Raw genomic sequence first — 22,731 nt, forward strand, 5'->3', positions numbered from 1 at the left:
GATCGGCCGGATCAGCGGAGATCGGCCGGATCAGGTGGCCATGCCGCCGTCGATCTGGAAAGTGGCGCCGGTGATGTAGCCGGCCCGCTCGGACAGGAGGAAGGACACCAGGTCGGCGACTTCCTCCGGGCGGCCGTAACGACCGAGCGCGACGCGCTGCCTGAACCGGTCGCGTACCTCCCCGGGCAGGGCGAGTACGGGGTCGGTCTCGATGAAGCCGGGCGCCACGGCGTTGGCGCGCACGCCGTACCGGCCGACCTCGCGGGCCAGGGACTTGGTGAAGCCGATGATCCCGGCCTTGGACGCGGCGTAATTGGTCTGCCCCGCGTTTCCGTGCAGGCCCGCGATGGAGGACAGGGTGACGATCGCGCCACCGCGCCGCCTGACCATGTCCCCGACGACGGCACGGCAGATGTGGAAGACCCCGTCGAGGTTGGTGCGCAGGACGTCGGTCCAGTCCTCGTCCTCCATCAGCATCAGCGGGTGGTCGCGCAGCACCGCCGCGGAGGTGACGGCCACCCGCACGGGCCCGAGGGCGTCCTCGACGGCCTCCACGAGGTCGTCGACCGCGTTGGGATCGGCGACGTCGGCGCGGCGCACGAAGGCCCGGCGGCCCAGCGCGTTGATCTCCTTCTCCACCTCGCGGGCGGCGGAGTCGTCGGAGGCATAGCACACGGCGACGTCGTAGCCGTCCTCGGCCAGGCGTACGGCGACGGCCCGCCCGATGCCGCGGGAGCCGCCGGCCACCAGGGCGACGCGGGGGGCGCTGTCGCTTGCGGCGGTGTTGTTTCCGTGCGTACGAGTCGGGTCGGTCATGCCTGGTCCTCCTCGGCGGCCAGCAGTTCGCGCAGTTGTGCTTCCACTTCCTCGTCGGTGAGGTCCGCGAGGGCGTCGAGATCCGCGCTCAGGGAGTCGTCGGCGCGCGCCAGGACCTCGATGGTGTCGCCCGGGCCGGCGGCCGGAGCGCCCGCGCCGGCGGCGCCCAGGAGTTCGGCGGTACGGGCGACGGTGGGATGGTCGAAGAAGGCGCGCAAATCGAGTTCGGTGCCCAGGCGCGCCTTCAGCCGGGTGCCGATCTGTACGGCGGCCAGGGAGTGCCCGCCCAGGGCGAAGAAGTCGTCGTCGACACCGACCCGCTCCAGGCCCAGGATCTCCCGCCACACGTCGGCGACGGCGTGCTCGGCAGGCGTGCGGGGCGCCATGTACGGGGTCGTCAGGTCGGGCCGGGGGTGGGTGCCGCCGGGCGGGGCGAATTGGTCCATCTCCTGCGCGAGGAGCGCCGGGGTCAGGGACCGGGCCAGCTCGCGTACGGCGGTGAAGTCCCGGTGCGAGACGACGAGATGGCCGGGCAGGTCCGGGGCGGCGAGCAGGCGGGCGAAGACGTCCTTGCCCTGCTGCTCGGTGATGCCCTCGGCGAGGGTGCGCAGCGCGCCCGCGCCGCCCGCGCCGTCCGCGGCCGAATTCCCGTCCGGGTTCCCGTCCCGGCCGGGCCCGGGCTCGGCGGCGCGGGCGATCCGGTCGCGCAGGTCCTCCGGGTCGTTGATGCGCTTGATGGTGAAGTCCTCGATGCGGACCAGCAGCCGGCCGTCGGGGTCGAGGAGTTCGATGTCGCAGGTGCTGGTCTCGCCCGCCGAGTCCGGCGACTCCTTGAGCTCGACGTAGGCGTGGACGGTGCCGGTCAGGCCGTGGTGGAAGCGCAGGCTGCGGTAGCCGAACGGCAGGTAGTAGGTGTCGGGGACGTGCACCCGGGCGGTGCCGCCGGCCGCGTCCAGCAGCGCCGGGTGCAGCAGGTAGTGGTCGAGGTCGCCGTGGAACTCCTCGTCGAGCCGCAGCGTGGCCAGCACCCGCCGCGGACCGACGTGGATCTCGCGCATGCACTTCCAGCGGGGGCCGAAGGAGAACTCGATCGGGCCGCCCTTCTGGAACCGGTCCAGCCGCAGCCCGCGCGTGATCGACTCGTCGGTGTCGAGGACCTCCGTGGCGCCGCACCGCGCCAACAGCTCGTCCAGGTCCCGTACGGTGTCCGGCTCCGGCTCGAAGAAGGCGACGGTGCCGAGGGCGTGGTCGGTCCAGGTGACGGCCCCGGGCGCGCCGGTGCGGCTGCGCACGGCGAACTGCCACCGGCCGTCGCGTTCCTCGACGGTGGTGAAGACCTCGCGGATCTGCCCGTCGGGCACGACGACGGGGACCAGGTACTGCACGTCGCCGATCTCGATGCCCCGCCCGGCGGCCTGCCCGGCGACGGCGGCCCGGACCAGTTCGAGGTAGGCGGTGCCGGGGACCAGGCCGTGGTCCTGGATGCGGTGGTCGGCGACGATCCAGCTCTCGGCGGTGCTGAGGACGGTGGCGTACGTGCGGGACGTGGGCGTGCTGCTCACCAGGCGCTGGACGAGCGGGTGGTCGGTGAGCGGGGTGCCGGCCGGGGCGCCGAACCGGGCGCCGAGGCCGGCGGCCATGCCGACCTCCTGCCAGGTGTCCCAGCCGACGGCCGTGACCGGGACGCCGCTCTCGCGGCGTTTCCACTGGGCGAAAGCGTCGAGGAAGGCGTTTGCCGCGGCGTAGTCGCTCTGGCCGGGGCCGCCGAGCACGGCGGTGACCGAGGAGCACAGCAGCATGAAGTCCAGGTCGTCGTCGCCGCAGGCCCGGTCCAGGACGAGGACGCCGTGCGTCTTGGCGGCGAGCACCTTGTCGGCGTCGTCCGGGGACTTCGTCACGATCATGCCCTGCGAGGGGTTGCCGGCGGCGTGCACGACCCCGTTGAGCGGACCGGCGGCGGCCCGCAGCTCGGCGACGGCGTGCCGGGTCTGCTCCTCGTCGGTGATGTCGGCGCGCAGCACGAGGACCCGGGCGCCCAGGCCCTCGATGTGCCGTAGCCGGCGGATGCGGGTGCTGGTGGGGTCGGCCTCGTCGTGGGCGGACAGCCACGTGTCCCAGTCGGCGGGCGGCGGGAACTGCGAGCGGCCGAGCAGGCCGAGTACGGGGCGGTCGGCGGCGGCCGCGATGTGTTCGGCCATGGACAGGCCGATACCGCCGAGGCCGCCGGTGATCAGGTAGACGCCGCCGTCGCGCAGGCCGGTGCCGTCAGCCGTGAGCGGTACGGGGTCGAAGGTGCGGTGCCACCAGTGGCGGCCGCGCAGGGCGAGTTCGGGTTCGTCCCCGGTGCCGGTGAGGACCATGAGCAGGGCCCGTACGGCGTCGTCCTGGGGGGCGTGGGGATCGGTGCCGGTGACGTCCAGGACGCGGCAGGAGGTGTCGGCGGTCTCCTGGGGGATGACGGTGGCCGCACCGAGCAACAGCGCGTTCTCGGGTGCCAGGGGTTCGTCACCGGTGACGTCGTACACGCCCCGGCACAGCACGTCGACGGTCACCGGCACCGCCGGGCGCTCGCCGGAGGACAGGGCCTGGGCCAGGGCGAGGAGGCTGTCGAAGCCGGTGCGGCGGGCGGCGTCGAGGCGTTCGCGGGTGGGGTGCCGCGGCGGGACGTCTCCCCCGGGGGCGGTGGCGGTGCTCCACAGGTGGACGAAGCGCATGCGCCCCTCGCTCGCGGCCGCTTCGTCCCCGGCCCCGTCCCCTCCCGCCGCGACAGGGGGCGCGGCCAACGACCCGACCAGCGCTTCCAGTTGAGCCCGGTCGGCGGGGTCGACCGTCCAGGCGTCGCCGTCGCCGGCCAGGGCGGTGCCGGCGGTGACGCGTACGACGCGGTCGCCGGCGGCGGCCAGGCGGTCGGCCAGGGTGTCGCCGAGGGCGAGGCCGGCGCCGAGCACCACCCAGGTGTCGCCGGTGGGAGCAGCAGTCCGGGCGGGCCGGGAGAGGCGTTTCCAGCCGGGGACGTGGAACCAGTCGGCGGGTGACGGGCCGGCCGGCGCGGCCTCGGGAGCACGGCCGGCCCGCTCGGCGGGTTCGACCCAGTAGCGGCGGCGCTGGAAGGGGTAGCCGGGCAGCCGGACGGCGGGGTGGCGGGCGGGGCCGTTGACGGCGGCCCAGTCCACGGCGACGCCGGCGCTCCACACGGCACCGAGGTTCGCCGGCAGGTGGGCGGAGTCGTCGGTGCGGTCGCCGGGGTGGGGCAGCGATCCGGCGGCGGTCCTGCCGTCGGTCCAGGCGCGGTGCGCGCGGACGAAGCCGGTCAGGTTCCGGCCCGGGCCGACCTCCAGCGGCACCAGCGCCGGGTCGGCGAGCAGCACGTCGAGGGCGTCGCGGAACCGTACCGGCTGCCGCAGATGGGTCCCCCAGTACTCGGGACCGGTGGCCTGCTCGTCGGTGATCCAGGTGCCGGTGACGTCGGAGAGGAACGGGATCGCCGGCGCGTGCAGGGCCACGCGGCGGACCTCGTCGGTGAACGGTCCGACGGCGGCGTCCATGTCGGGCGAGTGGAAGGCGTGCGAGGTGTGCAGCCGGCGGTAACCCACCCCTTCGTCCCCGAGCCGCTGTTCGAGGGCGTCGACGGCCTGCGGGCTGCCGGAGACCACGGTGAGTGCGGTGGAGTTGACGGCGGCGATCGACAGGCCGTCGCCGAGTCGGGCGGCGGTCTCCCGCTCGGAAAGGAAGACGCTCAGCATCGCGCCGGGCGGCATCTGCTGGACCAGCCGGCCGCGCGCGGCGACCAGGCGTACGGCGTCCTCCAGGGAGAACACGCCCGCCAGGCAGGCGGCGACGTATTCGCCGACGCTGTGGCCGGCCATGGCGTTCGGCTGGACGCCCCAGGACTGCCACAGCCGGGCCAGGGCGTACTCGACGCAGAACAGCGCGGGCTGGGCCATACGGGTCTGCCGCAGCCGGTCGGCGGACTCCGGCCCGGTCCCGGGCAGGTCCGGGCCGAGGACCAGCGCGCGCAGGTCTTCGCCCAGATGCGGGGCGAACAGGTCCGCGCAGCGGTCGAATTCGGCGGCGAAGACGGGTTCCCGGGCGTGCAGGCCGCGGGCCATGCCGGGGTACTGGGCGCCCTGCCCGGGGAAGAGGAACGCGACCGGGGCGCTGTCGGGTGCCGCGGTGGCGTGGGCCGCGTCGTGCGCGAGCCGGCGCAGCGCGGTGACGGCCTCCTCGGTGCTACGGGCGACGGCGGCGCGGCGGTGCGGGAACCGGGCCCGGCGGGCCAGGGCCTGGGCGACGGCCGCCAGCGGGACGTCGGGCTCGGCCTCGAGGTGGTCGGCCAGGCGGGCTGCGGCCTCGGCGAGCGCGGTCGCGGACTTCGCGGACAGCGGCAGCAGCCGTACGGCGGGCTCGGCCGTAGCCGTCCGGTCTTCTGGCGTGACGGCCGGCGGGCCGTCGGGAGCCTCTTCGAGTACGACATGGACGTTGGTGCCGCCGATGCCGAAGGAGCTGACGCCGGCCCGGCGCGGCTCCTCCTTGCGCGGCCAGGCGCGCAGTTCGGTGTTGACGTAGAAGGGGCTGGTCTCCAGTTCCAGACCGGGGTTGGGCCGCTCGCAGTGCAGGGTCGGCGGGATCGCCTCGTGCTTGAGGGCGAGCACGGTCTTGATCAGGCCGGTGACGCCGGCGGCGGCGTCCAGGTGGCCGACGTTGCTCTTGACGGACCCGATGGCGCAGTAGCCGGTCTCCTGGGTGCCGGCCCGGAAGGCCCGGCTGAGCGCGGCGATCTCGATGGGGTCGCCGAGCGGGGTGCCGGTGCCGTGGGTCTCCACATAGCCGACGGTGGCGGGGTCGACGTCGGCCAGTGCCAGCGCCTCGGCGATCACCTCGGCCTGGCCGTCGACGCTCGGCGCGGTGTAACCGGCCTTGAGGGAGCCGTCGTTGTTGACGGCGGAGGCGAGGATGACCGCGTCGACACCGTCGCCCTCGGCGCGGGCGTCGGCGAGGCGGCGCAGCACGACGACGCCGACGCCGTTGCCCGCGACGGTGCCGGCGGCGTCGGCGTCGAAGGCGCGGCAGGTGCCGTCCGGGGACATGATGCCGCCGGGCTCGTACTGGTAGCCGCTGCGCAGCGGGGAGGTCACGGCCACGCCGCCGGCCAGGGCGATGTCGCACTCGCCGTTCATGAGGCTCTGGCAGGCCAGGTGCACGGCGGTCAGAGAGGTGGAGCAGGCGGTCTGGACGGTCATGGCCGGGCCGGTGAGGTCGAGCTTGTAGGCGGCACGGGTGGCCAGGAAGTCCTTGTCGGAGGCGAGGACGACCTGGTGGAGGCCGGTCGCGTCCAGGAGCCGCCGGTTGTTCATGACGTTGAACAGCAGGTAGGTGTTGAGGCCGGCGCCCGCGAAGGCCCCGATCCGGCCGTCGAATCGCGCCGGGTCGACGCCGGCGGACTCCAGGGCGTGCCAGGCGCATTCGAGGAAGACGCGGTGCTGGGGGTCGAGGAGTTCGGCCTCGCGCGGGCTGTAGCCGAAGAAGCCCTCGTCGAACAGGTCGGCGCCGTCCAGCACGCCCTTGGCCTTGACATAGCCGTCCCGGGCCAGGAGCGCCGGGTCGACGCCCGCGGCGGTCAGTTCCTCGTCGGAGAAGACGGTGATGCCCTCCCGGCCCTGTTCGAGGTTGGTCCAGAAGGTCTCCACGTCGCCGGCGCCGGGGAAGCGGCCGGCCATGCCGATGACGGCGACGCGGTCGAGATCCCGGTCCTCGCGGGATTCCCGGTCCCGGTCCTGCTGTGGCTGTGGCTGTGTCACTTCGCTCACCTGGATCACCTGTCTCCGCGGGAGGCGGCCCGGCGTTCGGCCGCCTGTTGCCGCCGGTTGCGGGACTGACGACGGTTCTCTGCGCGCTGCCTGGCGCCGTCCGCGGCGGTCCCCGGCCCGGTGCGGGAGCCGCCGAGGTACGCCGCCAGCGATCCGACGGTGGGGTGCTGGAACAGCTCGACCATGGTCAGTTCGTGGCCGAGGCCCGCGGCCAGGGCGGTCCGGAACTCGGCCATGAGCAGCGAGTGGCCCCCGAGGTCGAAGAAGTTGTCCCGCACCCCGACCCGCTCGACGCCCAGCAGGCCGCGCCACATCTCGGCGAGGGCGTGCTCCAAGCCGTCCTTCGGCGCGACGAATCGGCTGCCCGGGCCGGTGCGGTCGGTGCGCGGCTCGGGCAGGGCCTTGCGGTCGGTCTTGCCGCTGGGGGTCAGCGGCAGTGCGTCCAGCACCGTGAAGGAGGCCGGGACCATGTACTCCGGCAGGTACGCGCGCAGGTGCGCGGCGAGGTCGCCGGACACCGGCGCGGCGGTGCCCGCGGCGGTCACGTAGGCGGCCAGGCGTACGTCACCGGGGGCGTGCTCGCGGGCCACGACGACGGCTTCGCGTACGGTGCCGTGCCGGGCCAGCACGGCCTCGATCTCGCCCGGTTCGATCCGCTGACCGCGCAGCTTGACCTGGTGGTCGAGGCGGCCGAGGAACTCCAGGGCGCCGTCTGCGCGGTGGCGGGCGAGGTCGCCGGTGCGGTAGATGCGGGCGCCGGGCACGAAGGGGTCGTCCGTGAAGCGCTCGGCGGTCAGGTCCGGGCGGTTCAGGTAGCCGCGGGCCAAACCCCGGCCGCCGATGCACAGTTCGCCCGGGACACCGGCCGGGACGGGCCGGCCGTGGCGGTCCAGGACGTAGATGCGGACGTTGGCGATGGGGTGCCCGATGGGCACCGGCCGGGGGTCGGCGCCCGGGCGGCAGTGCCAGGCGGTGACGTCGATGGCGGCCTCGGTCGGGCCGTACAGATTGTGCAGTTCGGCCCGGTGGAGGTCGAGGAAGCGGTCGTGGAGGGCGCGCGGCAGTTCCTCGCCGCTGCAGAAGACGCGGCGCAGGCCGGCGGACTTCTCCGGGGGTTCGGCGAGGAAGAGCCGGAGCATCGACGGGACGAAGTGGACGGTGGTGATCCGCTCGGCGGCGATGGTGTCGGCGAGATAGCCGCTGTCACGGTGCCCGCCGGGCCGGGCCACGACCAGGGTGGCGCCGGTCATCAGCGGCCAGAAGAATTCCCACACCGACACGTCGAAGGAGAACGGCGTCTTCTGCAGCACCCGGTCGGTCGCGTCCAGCCCGTAGGCGTCCTGCATCCACAGCAGCCGGTTGCGCAGGGCGGCGTGCACGTTCATCACGCCCTTGGGCCGGCCCGTGGAGCCGGAGGTGAAGATGACGTACGCCAGGTCCTCGCCGTCCACCGCGACACCGGGGTCGGCCGGGGACTGCGCGGCCAGCTCCGCGCCGATGTCCGCCATCCGCAGCACCGGGCAGTCCAGGACCGGGAGCCGTCCGGCCGTGGCGCCGTGGGTGAGCACCACGGCGGGCCGGGCGTCCTCGGCGATGGCGGCGAGCCGGGCGGGCGGCAGGTCGGGGTCGAGCGGTACGTAGGCGCCGCCGGCCTTCATGACGGCGAGCAGCGCGACGACCAGGTCGGGGGAGCGCTCCATGGCCACGCCGACCAGGACGTCCCGGCCGACGCCACGGCCGCGCAGCAGGTGCGCGAGGCGGTTGGCGCGCTCGTTCAGTTCGGCGTAGCTCAGGGAGGTGCCGGCGAACCGGACGGCCTGCGCCTCGGGGGTGCGGCGGACCTGCTCCTCGACGTGACTGTGGACCAGGCCGTCCGGCCACCGATGTGCCGTCGCGTTCCATTCGGTCACCACGCGGTGGCGTTCGTCCACGGAGAGGAGGTCCAGGTCGCCGATGGGCGTACCGGGCCGGGCGACGACCTGTTCGACGAGGCGGTGGAAGTGCCCGGCGAGGCGGACGACGGTGCTTTCGTCGAACAGGTCGCGGTCGTACTCGAACCAGCCGGTGACGCCGCCGTCGGTGTCGAACGCCTGGAGTTCCAGGTCGAAGCGGGCTCCTTCGCTCCTGACCGGGAGCCGGGTGAGGCGGGCGCCGGCCGCGGCGAGGGCGGGCACGGGTTCCCGGCCGTAGCTGAAGCTGACCTGGTAGACCGGAGGGCGGCTCAGGTCGCGGGGGATGTTGAGGTCGGCGACGATCAGCTCGAAGGGCACGTCCTGGTGGGCGTACGCGCCCAGGCACGCGTCGCGCACTCGGGTGAGCACCTGTTCGAAGTCAGGATCGCCGGACAGATCGCCCCTGATCGGCAGGGTGTTGACGAAGTACCCGATCAGCGGCTCGAGTTCGGCGCGTGCCCGCAGCGCGCTGGGCACGCCGACGACGAGGTCGTCCTGGCCGCTCCAGCGGTGCAGCAGGATCTCGAAGACGGCCAGCAGTGCCATGTACGGGGTGGCGCCGTGCCGGCCGGCCAGCGCGGCCAGTTCGCGGATCAGGGCGGGCGGCAGGTCGACCGGGACGGAGCCGCCGTTGAAGCCCTGGACGGTGGGACGGGGGCGGTCCGCGGGCAGGTCCAGCACGAGGGGCGCGCCGGCCAGATGTTCCCGCCAGTACGCCAGGTCCTGCTGCCAGCCGCCGCCGTCGAGTTGCTGCTGCTGCCAGACGGCGAAGTCCCCGTACTGGATCGGCAGGCCGGGCAGCGGCGAGGGCCGGCCGGCGGTGAACGCCTCGTACAGCTCGGAGAGTTCGCCGAGGAACACCTCGGTGGACCAGCGGTCGGAGACGAGGTGGTGCGTGGCGACGACGAGTACGCACTCCTGCGGGCCCGTGTGCAGCAGCCGGGCCCGGATCAGGGGACCGGTGTCGATGTCGAAGGGTTCGGCGAGGGCGTCGTCGATCCACTTGCGGCGGTCGGCGTCCGTGTACGCCGGGCCGCCGAGGTCGGTTTCCGGGATGTCGACGTCCAGATGCCGGTGGACGACCTGCACGGGGGCGCCGTCGCGGAGCTCGAAGGTGGTGCGCAGGGCCTCGTGGCGGCGGACGATCTCGCCGACCGCGGCCCGCAGTCGGCCGGTGTCGAGGGGACCCTCGATGCGGACCGCGCCGGGCACGATGTAGCCGGGGTTGCGCGGCCGGAGCTGTTCCAGGAACCAGGTGCCGCGCTGCAGGACGGCCAGCGGGAAGGTGTCCTCGGCGGGGGCGCGCTCGGCGAGCAGGGCGTCGAAGCGGGCGCGCTGCTCGGGGGTGAGGGCGGCCAGCCGCCGGGCGAGGTCGTCGTCGGTCACGTGCGGTCCTCCGGGCCGGGGCCCTGTACGGAGGGGACGGAGGGGGCAGCGGGGACGGCGGGACCGGCGAGTTCGGCGAGGAGTTCGGCGGCGACATCGGCGGCGGCCTCGGCGGCGCGGGGCACGCGCCGGATCATCGCGTCCGCCCCCGGGCCGCGCGGCGCGGTGCCCGTCCCCGCGGTGTCGCCGGCCGCGGCGAGTTCCTTGACGATGCGCTCGGCGACGCCGCGGATGGTCGCACCGCCGAGGAAGTCGGTGATCTGGAGGGTGAGGCCGAGCCGGCTCTGGATCTCGTTGCGCAGTTCGACGGCCATCAGGGAGTCCAGGCCGAAGCCGGTCAGCGGTTCGTCGAGGGCCACGGCGGTGGAAGCGGAGCCGAGGACGTCCGTCACGCTGAGCACGAAGTTCGCGGCGAGGGCCTCCAGCCGCTCCGACTCGGCCAGTTCCAGCAGTTCGGCGGCGGTGGGGATGCGACTGGCCCGGCGCCGGGTGCGCGAGGAGCGGCGGGAGGTACGGGCGGGCCGGTCGGGGGAGTCCTCCGCTTCGGCGATGGCGTCGGCGGCGGGCGTGGCGGGCAAGCCGCCGTCCCAGGCGAAGGGGGGCTGCCAGACGCGGACCGGGTCGAACGGGTAGGTGGGCAGCGGCGCCTTGGCCCGGGCGTAGTCGGCGTCGAAGCCGGCCCAGTCGACGGCGGCCCCGGCCGCGTACAGCTCGGCGACGGTCGGCAGCAGCACCTCCCAGTCGTCCTGCTTGGGCCGCAGGCTGGGCAGCAGCAGGTCGTCGTGGCCGGGCGGCAGCATGTCGCTGATGACGCCGAGCAGGGTCGGCGCGGGGCCGACCTCCAGGAAGGTGCGGTAGCCCATCTCGCGCAGGGTGCGTACGCCGTCGGCGAAGCGTACGGTCGCGCGCACGTGCCGGGCCCAGTAGCCGGCGCTCGGCGGCTGGTCCCAGGGCCACAGTTCGCCGCTGACGTTCGAGACCAGGGGGATGCGCGGGGCGGTGAAGGCGATCTTCTCCGCGGCGCGGCGCAGCGGTTCGACGACGGGGTCCATCAGCGGCGAGTGCCCGGCGGAGGCGATGTGCAGCGGTCTGGCCTTGACGCCGCGGGCGGCGAAGGCGGCGCAGGCGGCCTCGACGAGGTCCCGGTCGCCCGAGATCACGGTGTTCGCCGGGCCGTTGACCGCGGCGACGGCGATCCGGCCGGGGTGCGCGGCGATCTCGGCCGTGACCTCCTCCTCGGAGGCGAACACCGCGGCCATGGTGCCGGGCAGCGAGTACTCCTGGATGACGCGGGCGCGTTCCACCGCGAACGCCAGCCCGTCCTCCAGCGACATCGCGCCCGCGACGCACGCGGCCACGCATTCGCCGAAGCTGTGGCCGAGGACGGCCGCGGGGGTGATGCCCCAGGACTGCCACATCCGGGCCATGGCGTACTCGACGGCGAAGGTGGCGGGCTGGGCGTAGGCCGTCTCGTTGATCCGCGGGTCGTCGGGGTCGTCCGGGAACAGCACGGACAGCAGCGGCCGGTCCAGCAGCGGGCGCAGGATCCGCGCGCACTCGTCGACGGCGCGCCGGAAGGTGGGCTGCGTGTCGTACAGACCGCGGGCCATCCCGGGGCGCTGGGCCCCCTGGCCGGTGAAGAGGAACACCACCTCGGGGTTGCCGGCCTCGCCCTGGACCAGGCCGGGGCCGCTCTCGCCGCGGGCGAAGGCGGCGAGCCGGGCGGCGACCTCCTGGCGCGTGGCGCCGACGGCGGCGAGCCGGTGGCGGAAGTGGGAGCGGCCGGTGCCGGCCGAGTGGCACAGGTCGGCCAGGGAGGTGTCGTCGCCCTCGGCCAGCCGGTCGGCGTAGCGGGCGGCGAGGGCGGCCAGCGCGGTCTCGCTGCGGGCCGACAGCGCCAGGACGGAGGCGGGCCTGCGCGTGTCGGCGGCGGCCGGGGTGGCCGGCACGGCGGGGGGCGGCGGGGCCTGCTCCAGGATCATGTGGACGTTGGTGCCGCTGAGGCCGAAGCTGCTGACCGCGGCGACCCGGCGGCCGTCCGTCCGCGGCCAGGGGGTGAGGCGGGTGGGCACCTCGAAGGTGGTGCCCTCGAAGGAGATGTTCGAGTTGAGCCGGGCGAAGTGCAGGTTCGGCGGGATCTGGGCCCGCTCCAGGCACAGCGCGGCCTTGATGAGCCCGGCGATGCCGGCCGCGGCCTCCAGGTGCCCGATGTTGGTCTTGACCGCACCCAGGTAGACCGGCGCGCCGTGCTCGCGGCCGTACACGTCGGCCAGGGACTCCGCTTCGATCGGGTCGCCGAGGCGGGTGCCGGTGCCGTGCGTCTCGACGTAGCCGACCCGCTCGGGCGTCACTCCGGCCGCGGCCAGCGCGCGCCGGTAGACGTCGCGCTGCGCGGCGCCGTTCGGCGCGGTGATGCCGGCGCTGCGGCCGTCCTGGTTGACGGCGCCGCCGCGCACGACGGCGAGGACGCGGTCACCGTCGCGCTGGGCGTCGGACAGCCGTTTGAGGACGACGACACCGCAGCCCTCGCCGCGTACGTAGCCGTCGGCGGTGTCGGAGAACGTCATGGCGCGGCCCTGCCGGGACACCGAGCCGAACTGCGACTGCGAGATCATCAGCAGCGGGGACAGCACCGCGTTGACACCGCCGGCCAGCGCCATGTCGCACTCACCCGTGCGCAGGCTCTGGGCCGCCTGGTGGACGGCCAGCAGTGAGGAGGAACAGGCCGTGTCGAGGGCGACGTTGGGGCCGCGCAGGTCGAGCAGGTAGGCGATGCGGGCCGGCACGAAGCTGGCGGCGGCGCCGGAGCTGGTGTAGGCGGTGATCTCCTCGGGGTGGCGGATCCGCGAGGTGACGTAGTCCGAGCCGGCCACGCCCATGAACACCCCGGTGCGGCTGCCGGCCAGCCCGGCGGGGGCCTGCCCGGCGTTCTCCAGGGCCTCCCAGGACACTTCGAGGGCGAGGCGCTGGTGCGGGTCCATCGCCAGCGCCTCGCGCCGGGAGATCCCGAAGAAGTCGTGGTCGAACCGGTCGAGGCCGTCCACGAACGCACCGGAGCGGGTGTAGACCTTGCCCGGTTTGCCGGCCTCCTCGTCGTAGAAGGCGTCGTGGTCCCACCGGTCGGCGGGGATCTCGCCGACGGCGTCGGTGCCGTCGGCCAGCATCCGCCAGTACGTGGCCGCGTCGGTGACCTTGCCGGGGAAGCGGCAGCCGACGCCCACGACGGCGATGGGCTCGCTACGGGCCCGCTCGTACTCCTCGACCTGGCGCTGGAGCCGTTCCATCGTCAGATAGGCGCGTTTGAGCGTGTCGGCGGACGCGTGGCCGGATCCGGATCCCGGTGACGTCATCGCTGACCCCCTTCGTCGATCTGCTTCGTCCTGTCCAGCAGGAGTGCTTCGAGTTCGGCGGCGGACATGGAGTCGAGGTCGGGCCCGGGGCCGTCCGCGGGCGCTCCGGTGCTCACCGGCACCACGGGCGCGGCGGCGGCCCGTACCGGCGCGGCCCGCACGGTGGTCTGTCCGGCGGTTTGTTCAGCGGCTCTGCCGCCGCCCGTCCCGCCGGGCTCCAGCTCGATGCCCATGCGTTCCGCCAGGTAAGGCACCAGGGCGTCGATGGTGGGGAAGCGCCAGGTGACGGTCGAGGGCAGCTGCACCCGGAGTGAGGACTCCAGGCCTCTGCGCAGTTCGAGGGAGAGCAGCGAGTCGAAGCCCAGGCTGGAGACGGGCGCACCGGTGTCGATCACGGCGGGGTCCGTGCCCAGGACGCGGGCCGCGACGGCGCGGCAGTGCTCGGCCAGCACGGCCCTGCGGCGCCGGCCGGGTTCGACGGCGAGCATCTTGCGGCGCACCTCGGCCGGCGCCCGGTTGTCCGCCGGGGCGTCCCCGCGCGGGTCGCCGAGCAGGGTGCGCAGCAGGCCGCCGCTGGGATGGTCGCGCAGCCTGTCCCGGTCCAGCGGCAGGACGCAGACCTGGGCGGCGGGGGAACGCAGCAGCAGGTCGAGGGTCGCGATGCCGTCGCCGGGGCTGATGCTCTCGATGCCGCGGGCGGCCAGCGCCCCGCCGCGGTCGGGACGGGCGGCGAGGCCGATCTGCGACCAGGGACCCCAGTCGATGCTGAGCGCGGGCAGACCGCGCGAGCGCCGGTGGTGGGCGAGCGTGTCCAGGAAGGCACTGGCGGCGGCGTAGTTGCCCTGGCTGGCCGAGCCGAGCACGGCGGCGGCCGAGGAGTACAGGACGAAGAAGTCGAGTTCGCGCGCCGAGGTGGCCTGGTGCAGATGCCAGGCGGCGGCGGACTTGGGGCCTGCGACCGTACGGAACCGCTCCCGGTCCAGGCCGGTCAGCAGGCCGTCGTCGAGGATGCCGGCGGCGTGCACGATCCCGGCCAGTGGGGGCATGCCGGCGTCGATCCGGGCCAGCACCTCGTCGATGCCGTCCCGCCCGGACAGGTCGGCGCGGACCACGGCGACCTCGGCGCTGCCGCGCAGCTCGGCCAGGACCGGTTCGGCGGCGGCCGACGGGGCACTGCGGCCGACCAGCACCAGATGGCGGGCGCCCTGCCCGGTCAGGTAGCGGGCGGTCTCCAGGCCGAGCGCGCCGAGGCCACCGGTGATCAGATACGTGGCCCCCGGGCGTACGGGGGCGGCGCCCGGCGCGGTGGTGACGCGTTCGTGCGCGTCCGGTCGCAGCACCAGCTTGCCGGTGTGCCGGGCCTGCGCCATGGCGGCGAAGACGGCCGGCGCCTCGGCGAAGGGACGGGTGCTGACCGGCAGGGCGGTGAACTCGCCGCGCTCGAAGCCCCGGACGACGTCGGCGAACAACTCGGCGATCTCCTCGGGCCGCTCGCGGATGGTGCGTTCCAGGTCCACGGCGAGGAAGGACCGGTTGTCCTTGAAGAACTCCAGTCCTATGTGGCTGTTGTCGTGGATGTCGCGCTTGCCGATCTCGACGAACCGGCCGCCCGGCGCGAGCAGCCGCATACTGCGGACCAGGGCCTCGCCGGTGAGGGAGTTGAGCACGACGTCGACGCCGCGGCCCCCGGTGCGTTCGGCGATCTCGTCGGCGAAGGCGAGCGAGCGCGAGTCCATGGCCGCCTCCACACCGAGGCCGCGCAGGAGTTCGCGCTTCTCCTCGGTGCCGGCCGTGGCGTAGACGCGGGCGCCGCGGCGGCGGGCGACCTGAAGGGCGGCCAGTCCCACGCCGCCGGTCGCGGAGTGGATGAGCACGCTCTCGCCCTCGCGCAGCCGGCCCAGCCGCTCCAGGGCATGGACGGCGGTGAGGAAGGCGATGGGCACGCCGGCGGCCTGGTCGTCATCCAGGGCCGGCGGCACGGGCGCCACCAGGTCCCCTTCGACCGTGGTGAACGCCGCCATGGTGCTGCCGCCGACCGCGATCACCCGGTCGCCGACCCGGTGCCGGGTCACGCCCTCGCCGACGGCGCTGACCCGGCCCGCGCATTCGGCGCCGAGCGGGACGACGCCCTCCGCGCCGGGATAGGTCTCCAGGGCCTTGAGTACGTCGCTGAAGTTCAGCCCGGCGGCGGCGACCTCGATCTCGACCTGGCCGGGTCCCGGCGGGGTGCGGTGCCACCAGGTGGGCCGCAGGCTCGCCAGGCTGCCGGGACGGGCGGCGAGCAGCCGGTGATTGCCGTCGCGCGCGGCCTCGAAGGTCCAGGCCGGCCCGTCCTCCGGGGCCGCGCTGGCGGGCGTCCACCGCTGGAGCGCGGGGGTCAGGCGCTCGCCGCCCCGCAGGGCGACCTGGTCCTCGTCGCCGGGCCGCAGCAGTTCGGCCAGCAGCGGGTCCGTCTCGCCGTCGGGGCGGGCCGGGTCCAGATCGACGACCGTGGGGCGCAGTTCGGCGTGCTCCAGGCCGATCACCCGGGCCAGTCCCCACAGCGGCGACTGGCCGACGGCCGGTTCGTCGCCGGCGGCGGCGTACTGGGCGCCGCGGGTCAGCAGCACCAGGCGAGGCGCGGGGTCCTGCCCGGCCCGCGCCAGCTCCTGCACCAGATGCAGTACGGGCCCGGTGGCGGCGTCCTGGGCGGCCGGGAACTGCTCCGGGGCGCCGTTGTCGGTGAGTTCGACGTCCAGCGGCCAGGCGTGGACGATGCCGTCCAGGCGCGTGCCCGCCGCGGCCAGCTCGGTCAGGAGCGCGGCGACGTCCTCGCGGCGCGCGGGGTCCAGCTCGTAGCTGTCGGCGGCCGTCCTGCGGTAGGCGGCGCCGGCGGTGACGGTCACACAGGTGCCGCCGCGGGAGCGCACCGCGGTGCCCAGCGCCGCCCCGGTGCCGCCGGCGTCGGCGAACAGCAGCCAGGTGCCGGGCCGCGACAGGCCGGGAGACGGTGCCGGGGCCGGCCGCCAGGCGATGTCGTGCAGGGCGCCGGTGAGCGGGTCGGTGTCCCGGGCGGGCTCCAGGCGCCGCAGGGCGATCCCGGTGATCTCGCCTACCGCGGCCCCGGCCTCGTCGTAGAGCACGACCGTGCCACCGGTGATCTCCTCGGCGCCCGGCTCGGGCGCCGCGACGGCGGCGTGGGCCCAGCGCGGCGCGGCCCGCTCGGTGAAGAGGGTGAAGCCGCCGACCCGTACGGGCAGGTAGGTGGCCGGCTCGTCCCGGTCGCCGACGGCGGCGGAGAGCACCTGGAGGGCGCTGTCGAGCACGGCCGGGTGGACGGGATGGTCGCCGCGGTCGGCGGTGAGAGCGGCACGGTCGCGGAGCCGGCCGACCGCCTCGGCACGTCCGCGCCACAGCTCCTCGACGCCCTGGAAGGCGGGTCCGTACGTGAGCCCGGACCGGTGCAGCGCGGCATAGTGGTCGTCCGTCGCGAACGGGGTGGCGCAGCGGTCGCGTACCGCGGCCAGCGTACGGTCGGCGGCGCCGGAGGCGGGTGCGGCAGCGCGGTAGGCGCCTTGGGCGGCCTCCGCCCATTCGTCGTCCGCGCCGGCCCTGGTGTACAGCCGCAGCGATCCGGTGCCCGCGGTCCCGGGGACCAGCACGAGCTGCAGCGTCGCGTCGTCGGCCTGCTCCGGCACGACGGTCGGCCGGACGAAGCGGAGGTCGGTGAGGGCGGCCGCCGCACCGAGCTGGAGGCGTGCGGCGGCCAGCGCGGCGTCCAGCATCAAGGCGGCGGGCAGCACCGGGCCGCCGGCCACCTGATGGTCGGCCAGGTACGGGAATTCCGCCAGGTCGACCGGCGCGGACCAGTGCGCGGCGTGCGGTGCCTGCGCCGAGCGGACGTGGGAGCGCAGGACCGGGTGGCCGCGGTGCTCGCTCCGGCGCCGTGTGCCGTCGGCGAACCAGTGCCGGGTGCGCCGCCAGGGGTACGTGGGCAGGTCGGCCATGGGCCCGGCGGGGCCGTACACCCGGGTCCAGTCGATCCGGTACCCGGCGGTCCAGAGCCGCCCGAGCTCGGCCAGCACGGCGGCCCGGCCGGGCCGGTCCCGGCGCAGCGAGGAGACGACGGCGGTCCGGTCGTACGACGACAGGCGCTCGGACACGGCGTCGGTGAGCATCGGGTGCGGCGACATCTCGACGAACACGTCGTGCCCGGACTCGGCGAGCGCGGTGACGGCGGTGTCGAACAGCACCGGCTGCGTGAGGTTGGACGCCCAGTACTCGGCGTCCAGCAGGTCGCCGTCGGCGGGCCGCCCGGTGACGGTGGAGACCATGGGGACGGCGCAGGCGCGCGGCCGCAGGGGAGCCAGCAGCCGCCACAGGTCCTGTGCCACGGGTTCCATCAGCGGGCAGTGCGAGGCGAATTCGACCGACTCCAGAACCTTGCAGTAAAGGCCGTCGGCCTCGAGGGATTTGGCCAGTTCCTCCAGGGCGGTGCCCTCACCGGAGAAGACCGTGGAGCTCGGGCTGTTGCCCGCCGCCACCCACACCGGTCCCGGGCGGCGTTCGGCGAGGATCTCCCGGGCCCGGTCCAGGCCGACGCCGACGACGGCCATCCGGCCCTTGCCGGTGGCGGCGTGCAGCGCGGTGCCCCGGTGCAGGGCGATGACCAGCGCGTCCTCCAGGGAGATCGCGCCCGCTACGTGGGCGGCGGCGATCTCGCCGACGCTGTGCCCGACCACCGCGGCCGGCTCGACACCCCAGGAACGCCAGAGGGTGGCCAGCGCGATCTGCACGGCGATCAGGGCGGGTTGACCGACGGCGGTGTCCAGCAGCCGGGACCCGGCGGTGTCCGCGGTGAGCTGGTCGCGCAGGGACCAGTCGGTGTGGCGGCGCAGCAGCGCGTCGCAGCGTTCGACGACCGTGCGGAACACCGGCTCCCCGTCGAGCAGGTCGCCGGCCAGCGGCCACCAGCGCGGGCCCTGCCCGGAGAAGACGAACACCGGCTTGGGGCGCCGGCCCACCCGCCGCACACCGGAGGACAGGCCGGCCACCTCCTCGCCGCGGCCGAACACGGCCAGCGCGGCCCGCAGTTCGTCCGCCGAGGAGCCCGTGGCGGCCAGCCGGTGCTCGTGGTGGGTACGGCGGACCGCCGCGGCGGCGGCGACGTCGGCCGGCACCGTGCCGGGCACGGCGAGCTTGTCCGCATAGGCCGCCGCAAGGTCGCGCAGGGCCTGTTCGTCGCGGGCCGAGACGGTCAGGACGACCGCGCGGTCCGAGGTGTCCGGCCGGGCCGCGGGGACGACGGCGGGCGGCTGCTCCAGCACCAGGTGGGCGTTGGTGCCGCCGAAACCGAAGGAACTGACGCCGGCCAGGGCGGGGGCGTCCGCGTCGCCCGGCCACGGCTGCAGAGCGTCGGCGACCCGTACCGCGAGGTCGCCGAAGGGGATGTGCGGGTTCGGCTCGCGGTAGTGCACGGTCGCCGGCACCGTGCGGTGCCGGACCATCAGCGCGGTCTTGATCAGGCCGCCGATGCCCGCGGCGGCCTCCATGTGTCCCAGGTTGGACTTCACCGAGCCGATCAGGCACGGCCGGCCGGCGTCGCGCCCGTCACCGAGGACGGCGCCGAGCGCCTTGGCCTCGATCGGGTCGCCGAGCATCGTGCCGGTGCCGTGCGCCTCGACGTACCCGATGTCCGCCGCCCGCACGCCGGCCCTGCGGTGGGCGGCGCGCAGCACCGCTTCCTGGGCCTGCGGGTTGGGCGCCATCAGGCCGTTGCTCGCGCCGTCCTGGTTGATGGCGCCGCCGCGGATCACGGCGTGGACCGGGTCGCCGTCGGCCAGCGCCCGGCTGAGCGGCTTGAGGACGACGACTCCGACGCCCTCGGAGCGAACGTATCCGTCGGCCCTGGAGTCGAAGGGCTTGCAGCGGCCGTCGGCGGACATCACGCCGGCCTTGCTGAAGTTGATGGCGGTGGCCGGGGAGAGCACCAGGTTGACGCCGCCGGCCAGGGCCAGGTCGCACTCGCCCCGCTCCAGGCTCGCGCACGCCTGGAGGACCGCGACGAGCGAGGAGGAGCAGGCGGTGTCCACGGCCATGCTGGGGCCGCGCAGGTCCAGCAGGTACGACAGGCGGTTCGCGGCGATGCTCAGGGCGCTGCCGGTCCCCGTGTACGGGTCGATCGCGTCGAGATCGCGCAGTTGGGCGGTGGCGTAGTCGAAGGTCGATATGCCGACGAACACACCCGTGGGCGAGCCGGCCAGCCGGTCGGTGGGCACCCCGGCGTTCTCCAGCGCCTCGACGGCGACTTCGGCCAGCAGCCGCTGCTGGGGGTCCATGCGCGCGGCTTCCTGCGGCGGGATGCCGAAGAAGGCCGCGTCGAACCGGTCGATGCCGTCCAGGAATCCGCCCCAGCGGCTGTTGGTACGCCCGGGCGCCTGCGGGTCGTCGGAGGTGTACTCCGCGACGTCCCACCGGTCGGCGGGCACCTCGGTCACGGCGTCGCGGCCCTCGCTCAGCAGTTGCCAGAAGCTGTCGGGGCCGTCGACGCCGCCGGGGAAGCGGCAGCCGATGCCGATGATCGCGACGGGTTCGGCGGTGGTGGGGTCGGCGGTGGCGGGTTTGTGTGCGGTGGGTTTGTGTGCGGGCGCCAGGGATGAGGCGGGTTCGTATGCGGCGGGTTCGTATGCGGCGGGTTCGTATCCGGCGGGTGGCTGCGGTGCGGGCCGGGACGCGGCGGAGAGGGCGGCGGCGCGGGTTGCGGCCTCGGTCGGGGCGGTGGGCGACTGCGTACCGGCGTGTGCGGCGGGTGCTGTGCGTGCGGCCGCGCCCCGGTCGGCCAGGTGCTCGGCGAGTTCGGCGGGGGTGGGGTGCTCCCACACGACGGTCGGCGCGAGCGGCAGGCCGAACCGCCGTTCCAGGTCGCCGACCATCGTGACCATCTCCACCGACCGCAGCCCGTATCCGGCGAACGGCAGCTCGGGATCGACGGCTTCGGGCCGGCCGCCGGCGGTGGCGGCCAGCGCCTCGCGCAGCCACTGCTCGATCTCGGCCGCGCTCGGTGCGGGCACCTCGGGCGCGGCAGGCACCTCGGCCGCGACGGGCGCGCCGGATGTGCCAGTGGCCGTCCGGGACTCCGGTCCCTCGGCTGCCGCCGGGTCGCCGACCGGGCCGGTTCCTGGCGCCTCGTCCGCGCGCCACAGGACCAGCGGATCGAGGGTTCCGTCCAGCACGGAGTCGAGGCAGGCCGCGCGCTGGAGTTTGCCGCTGGACGTCTTCGGCACCGTCCCGGCCCGGGCCAGCGCGACGACGTACGCCTGGAGGCCGTGCTCGCGGGCGATCTCGGCCCGGATCGCGGTGATGACGCGGGCGCGGTCCTCGGGGAGGCGGCTTCCCCGGTATTCCTGGACGACGACGAGGCGCTCCTCGCCGTCGATCTCGCGGGAGCCCGCGACACCGCAGCCGGCCCGCAGGCCGCGGTCCACGCTCTCAACGGTGCGCTCGATGTCGTGCGGGTAGTGGTTGCGGCCGGCGACGATGATGACGTCCTTGATCCGGCCGGTGACGTAGATCTGGTCGCCGTCGGTGAAGCCCAGGTCGCCGGTGCGCAGGAAGGGGCCCTCGTCGCTGCCGGCGAGCCGGGCCCGGAAGGTTTCCTCGGTGTCCCGCTCCCGCCGCCAGTAGCCGTGGGCGACGCTCGGCCCCTTGACCCACAGCTCACCGACCCGGCCGTCGGGCAGGAGGGCGCGGGTGTCCGGGTCCGCCGCGACGACCCGCTGGTCGGGCAGCGAGGTGCCGCAACTGAACAGGGTCCGCGCGGACTCGTCCGGCGCCGCGTCCTCGGCCGCGCCGGACAGCAGGCCGTCCACCCGCAGGCTTCTGCTGACCGGTCCGGTGGAGGGGTCGCCGGTGGAGACCATCAGCGTGCCCTCGGCCAGCCCGTAGGAGGGCTCGTGCGCGTCGGGCCGGAAGCCGCATTCGGCGAAGGTGCGGGAGAAACGCTCCAGGGTGATCGGCCGGACCGGTTCGGCGCCGTTGCCCGCGATCCGCCAGGTGCTCAGGTCCAGCGCCTGCCGCTCCTGCTCGGTGACCTTCGCGACGACCAGGTCGTAGGCGAAGTTCGGGGCCGTGCTGGCGGTGCCGCCGGCGTCGGATATCGCCCGCAGCCAGCGCAGCGGCCGTTTGAGGAAGGAGAACGGCGACATGAAGGTGACGGGGAAGCCGGCGAAGGCGGGGGTGAGCAACCCGAAGATCAGGCCCATGTCGTGGAACGGCGGCAGCCAGTTGACCATGTGCTGGTCGGGATGGTCGCGGAAGAGCCGGTCGTTCATCGACGCGATGTTGTGCAGCAGGTTGCCGTGGCCGACCATGACGCCCTTGGGCCGGCTGGTCGAGCCGGAGGTGTACTGGAGGAACGCGATGTCGTCGCGGACGGATCCGGGGTGCCGCCATCCCTCGGCGGCAGCGGTGTCGAGGTCGTCGACGGCCAGCCAGGCGAGATCCCGCAGCGCCGGGGCGGCTTCCGTGAAGCGGTCGGCCAGGGCGACGGTCTCGGCCGGCGCGAGGATCACCGCGGGCCCGGCGTCCTCGATGACGTTGATCAGCCGCGGCAGCGTGCGCATCAGGAAGGCCGGGTCCGGCGGGTACACGGGCACCGCGACGAGGCCGGCGTACAGGCAGGCGAAGAAGGAGGTCACGTAGTCCAGTCCGGCCGGGCACATGATCAGTGCCCGTTCCCCGGCGGGGAAGCGTTCCCTGAGCGCCGCGGCGATCGTGCGGGCCCGCAGGTCGAGTACGGCGTTGGTCATGCCGTGCGGTGCGCCTTCACCGTCCACCAGGAACCGGAAGATCTGTTGCTCCGGCTGCTCGCCGAAGACCGCGCGGAAATGGTCGACAAGCGATTCGGAATCGCGGCCCTGCATCCGACCGTCCTTTCAGTGCTCGACACCTGCGCGCGCATCCGGTGGAACCGGAACCGGTCCGAGTAATTCCACCGTATTTCCGACGACGGCGTCCGGCTCGTGGAAAGGGTCAACGAAAACCGTTCACCTGCACTGCTCGCATCACATGCATTGATGGAAAAATCGGCCGCGACCGGCCGGAAGAATCGCTCGACAGACGATCCACCGATCGCCCAAGGGAATCCGAGCAGTTCGCCGCCGGATTTCCCGAGTCTTTCCTGCCATTTGCACGTCAGCATCCATGAAGCCCTGCGGCCCGTCAAGGAACCGCGGACGGGGCGCGGTTGCCCGGGGGTGTTCAACTGACCTGCCCGGACAGTTGAACACCCCCGGCCGGACAACCCGGCCGAACCCCTGGCTGAACATCCGGCGACCTTGAACACCTTTGACAAACCGGGCCGGGTCCGGGACGGCTGGACGGTGCCCTCGGCCGGATGCCAGCATGAATCACGCTCCTGCCCCCACAATTCGGCAAGGCGTT

5 protein-coding genes are annotated in these 22,731 nt (G+C 74.3%); all 5 read right to left on the minus strand.

Annotated elements, in window-relative coordinates:
• Positions 1-30: 30 nt before the first annotated feature.
• From fabG to ITX44_RS42415, 5 genes are read right to left on the minus strand one after another with little or no spacing between them, the layout of a single operon-like run.
• A complete protein-coding gene (fabG, locus tag ITX44_RS33225; protein ID WP_205362231.1) occupies positions 31-816 on the minus strand; it encodes a 3-oxoacyl-ACP reductase FabG in 786 nt (261 codons plus the stop codon).
• Complete coding sequence (locus ITX44_RS42865; RefSeq protein ID WP_205362237.1) at positions 813-6,623, minus strand: type I polyketide synthase; 5,811 nt, start codon at positions 6,621-6,623, stop codon at positions 813-815. Before ITX44_RS42865 ends, fabG begins: the two co-directional genes overlap by 4 nt.
• Before the next feature lie 5 nt (positions 6,624-6,628).
• Complete coding sequence (locus ITX44_RS33235; RefSeq protein WP_205362238.1) at positions 6,629-9,961, minus strand: non-ribosomal peptide synthetase; 3,333 nt, start codon at positions 9,959-9,961, stop codon at positions 6,629-6,631.
• On the minus strand, positions 9,958-13,311 hold the full coding sequence (locus tag ITX44_RS33240) for a type I polyketide synthase (RefSeq protein WP_205362239.1): 3,354 nt from the start codon (positions 13,309-13,311) through the stop codon (positions 9,958-9,960). Before ITX44_RS33240 ends, ITX44_RS33235 begins: the two co-directional genes overlap by 4 nt.
• Complete coding sequence (locus ITX44_RS42415; RefSeq protein WP_205362247.1) at positions 13,308-22,211, minus strand: type I polyketide synthase; 8,904 nt, start codon at positions 22,209-22,211, stop codon at positions 13,308-13,310. Before ITX44_RS42415 ends, ITX44_RS33240 begins: the two co-directional genes overlap by 4 nt.
• Between the last annotated feature and the right edge of the window lie 520 nt (positions 22,212-22,731).

The sequence above is a fragment of the Actinacidiphila acididurans genome, from assembly GCF_016918855.1.
Taxonomy (GTDB): domain Bacteria; phylum Actinomycetota; class Actinomycetes; order Streptomycetales; family Streptomycetaceae; genus Actinacidiphila; species Actinacidiphila acididurans.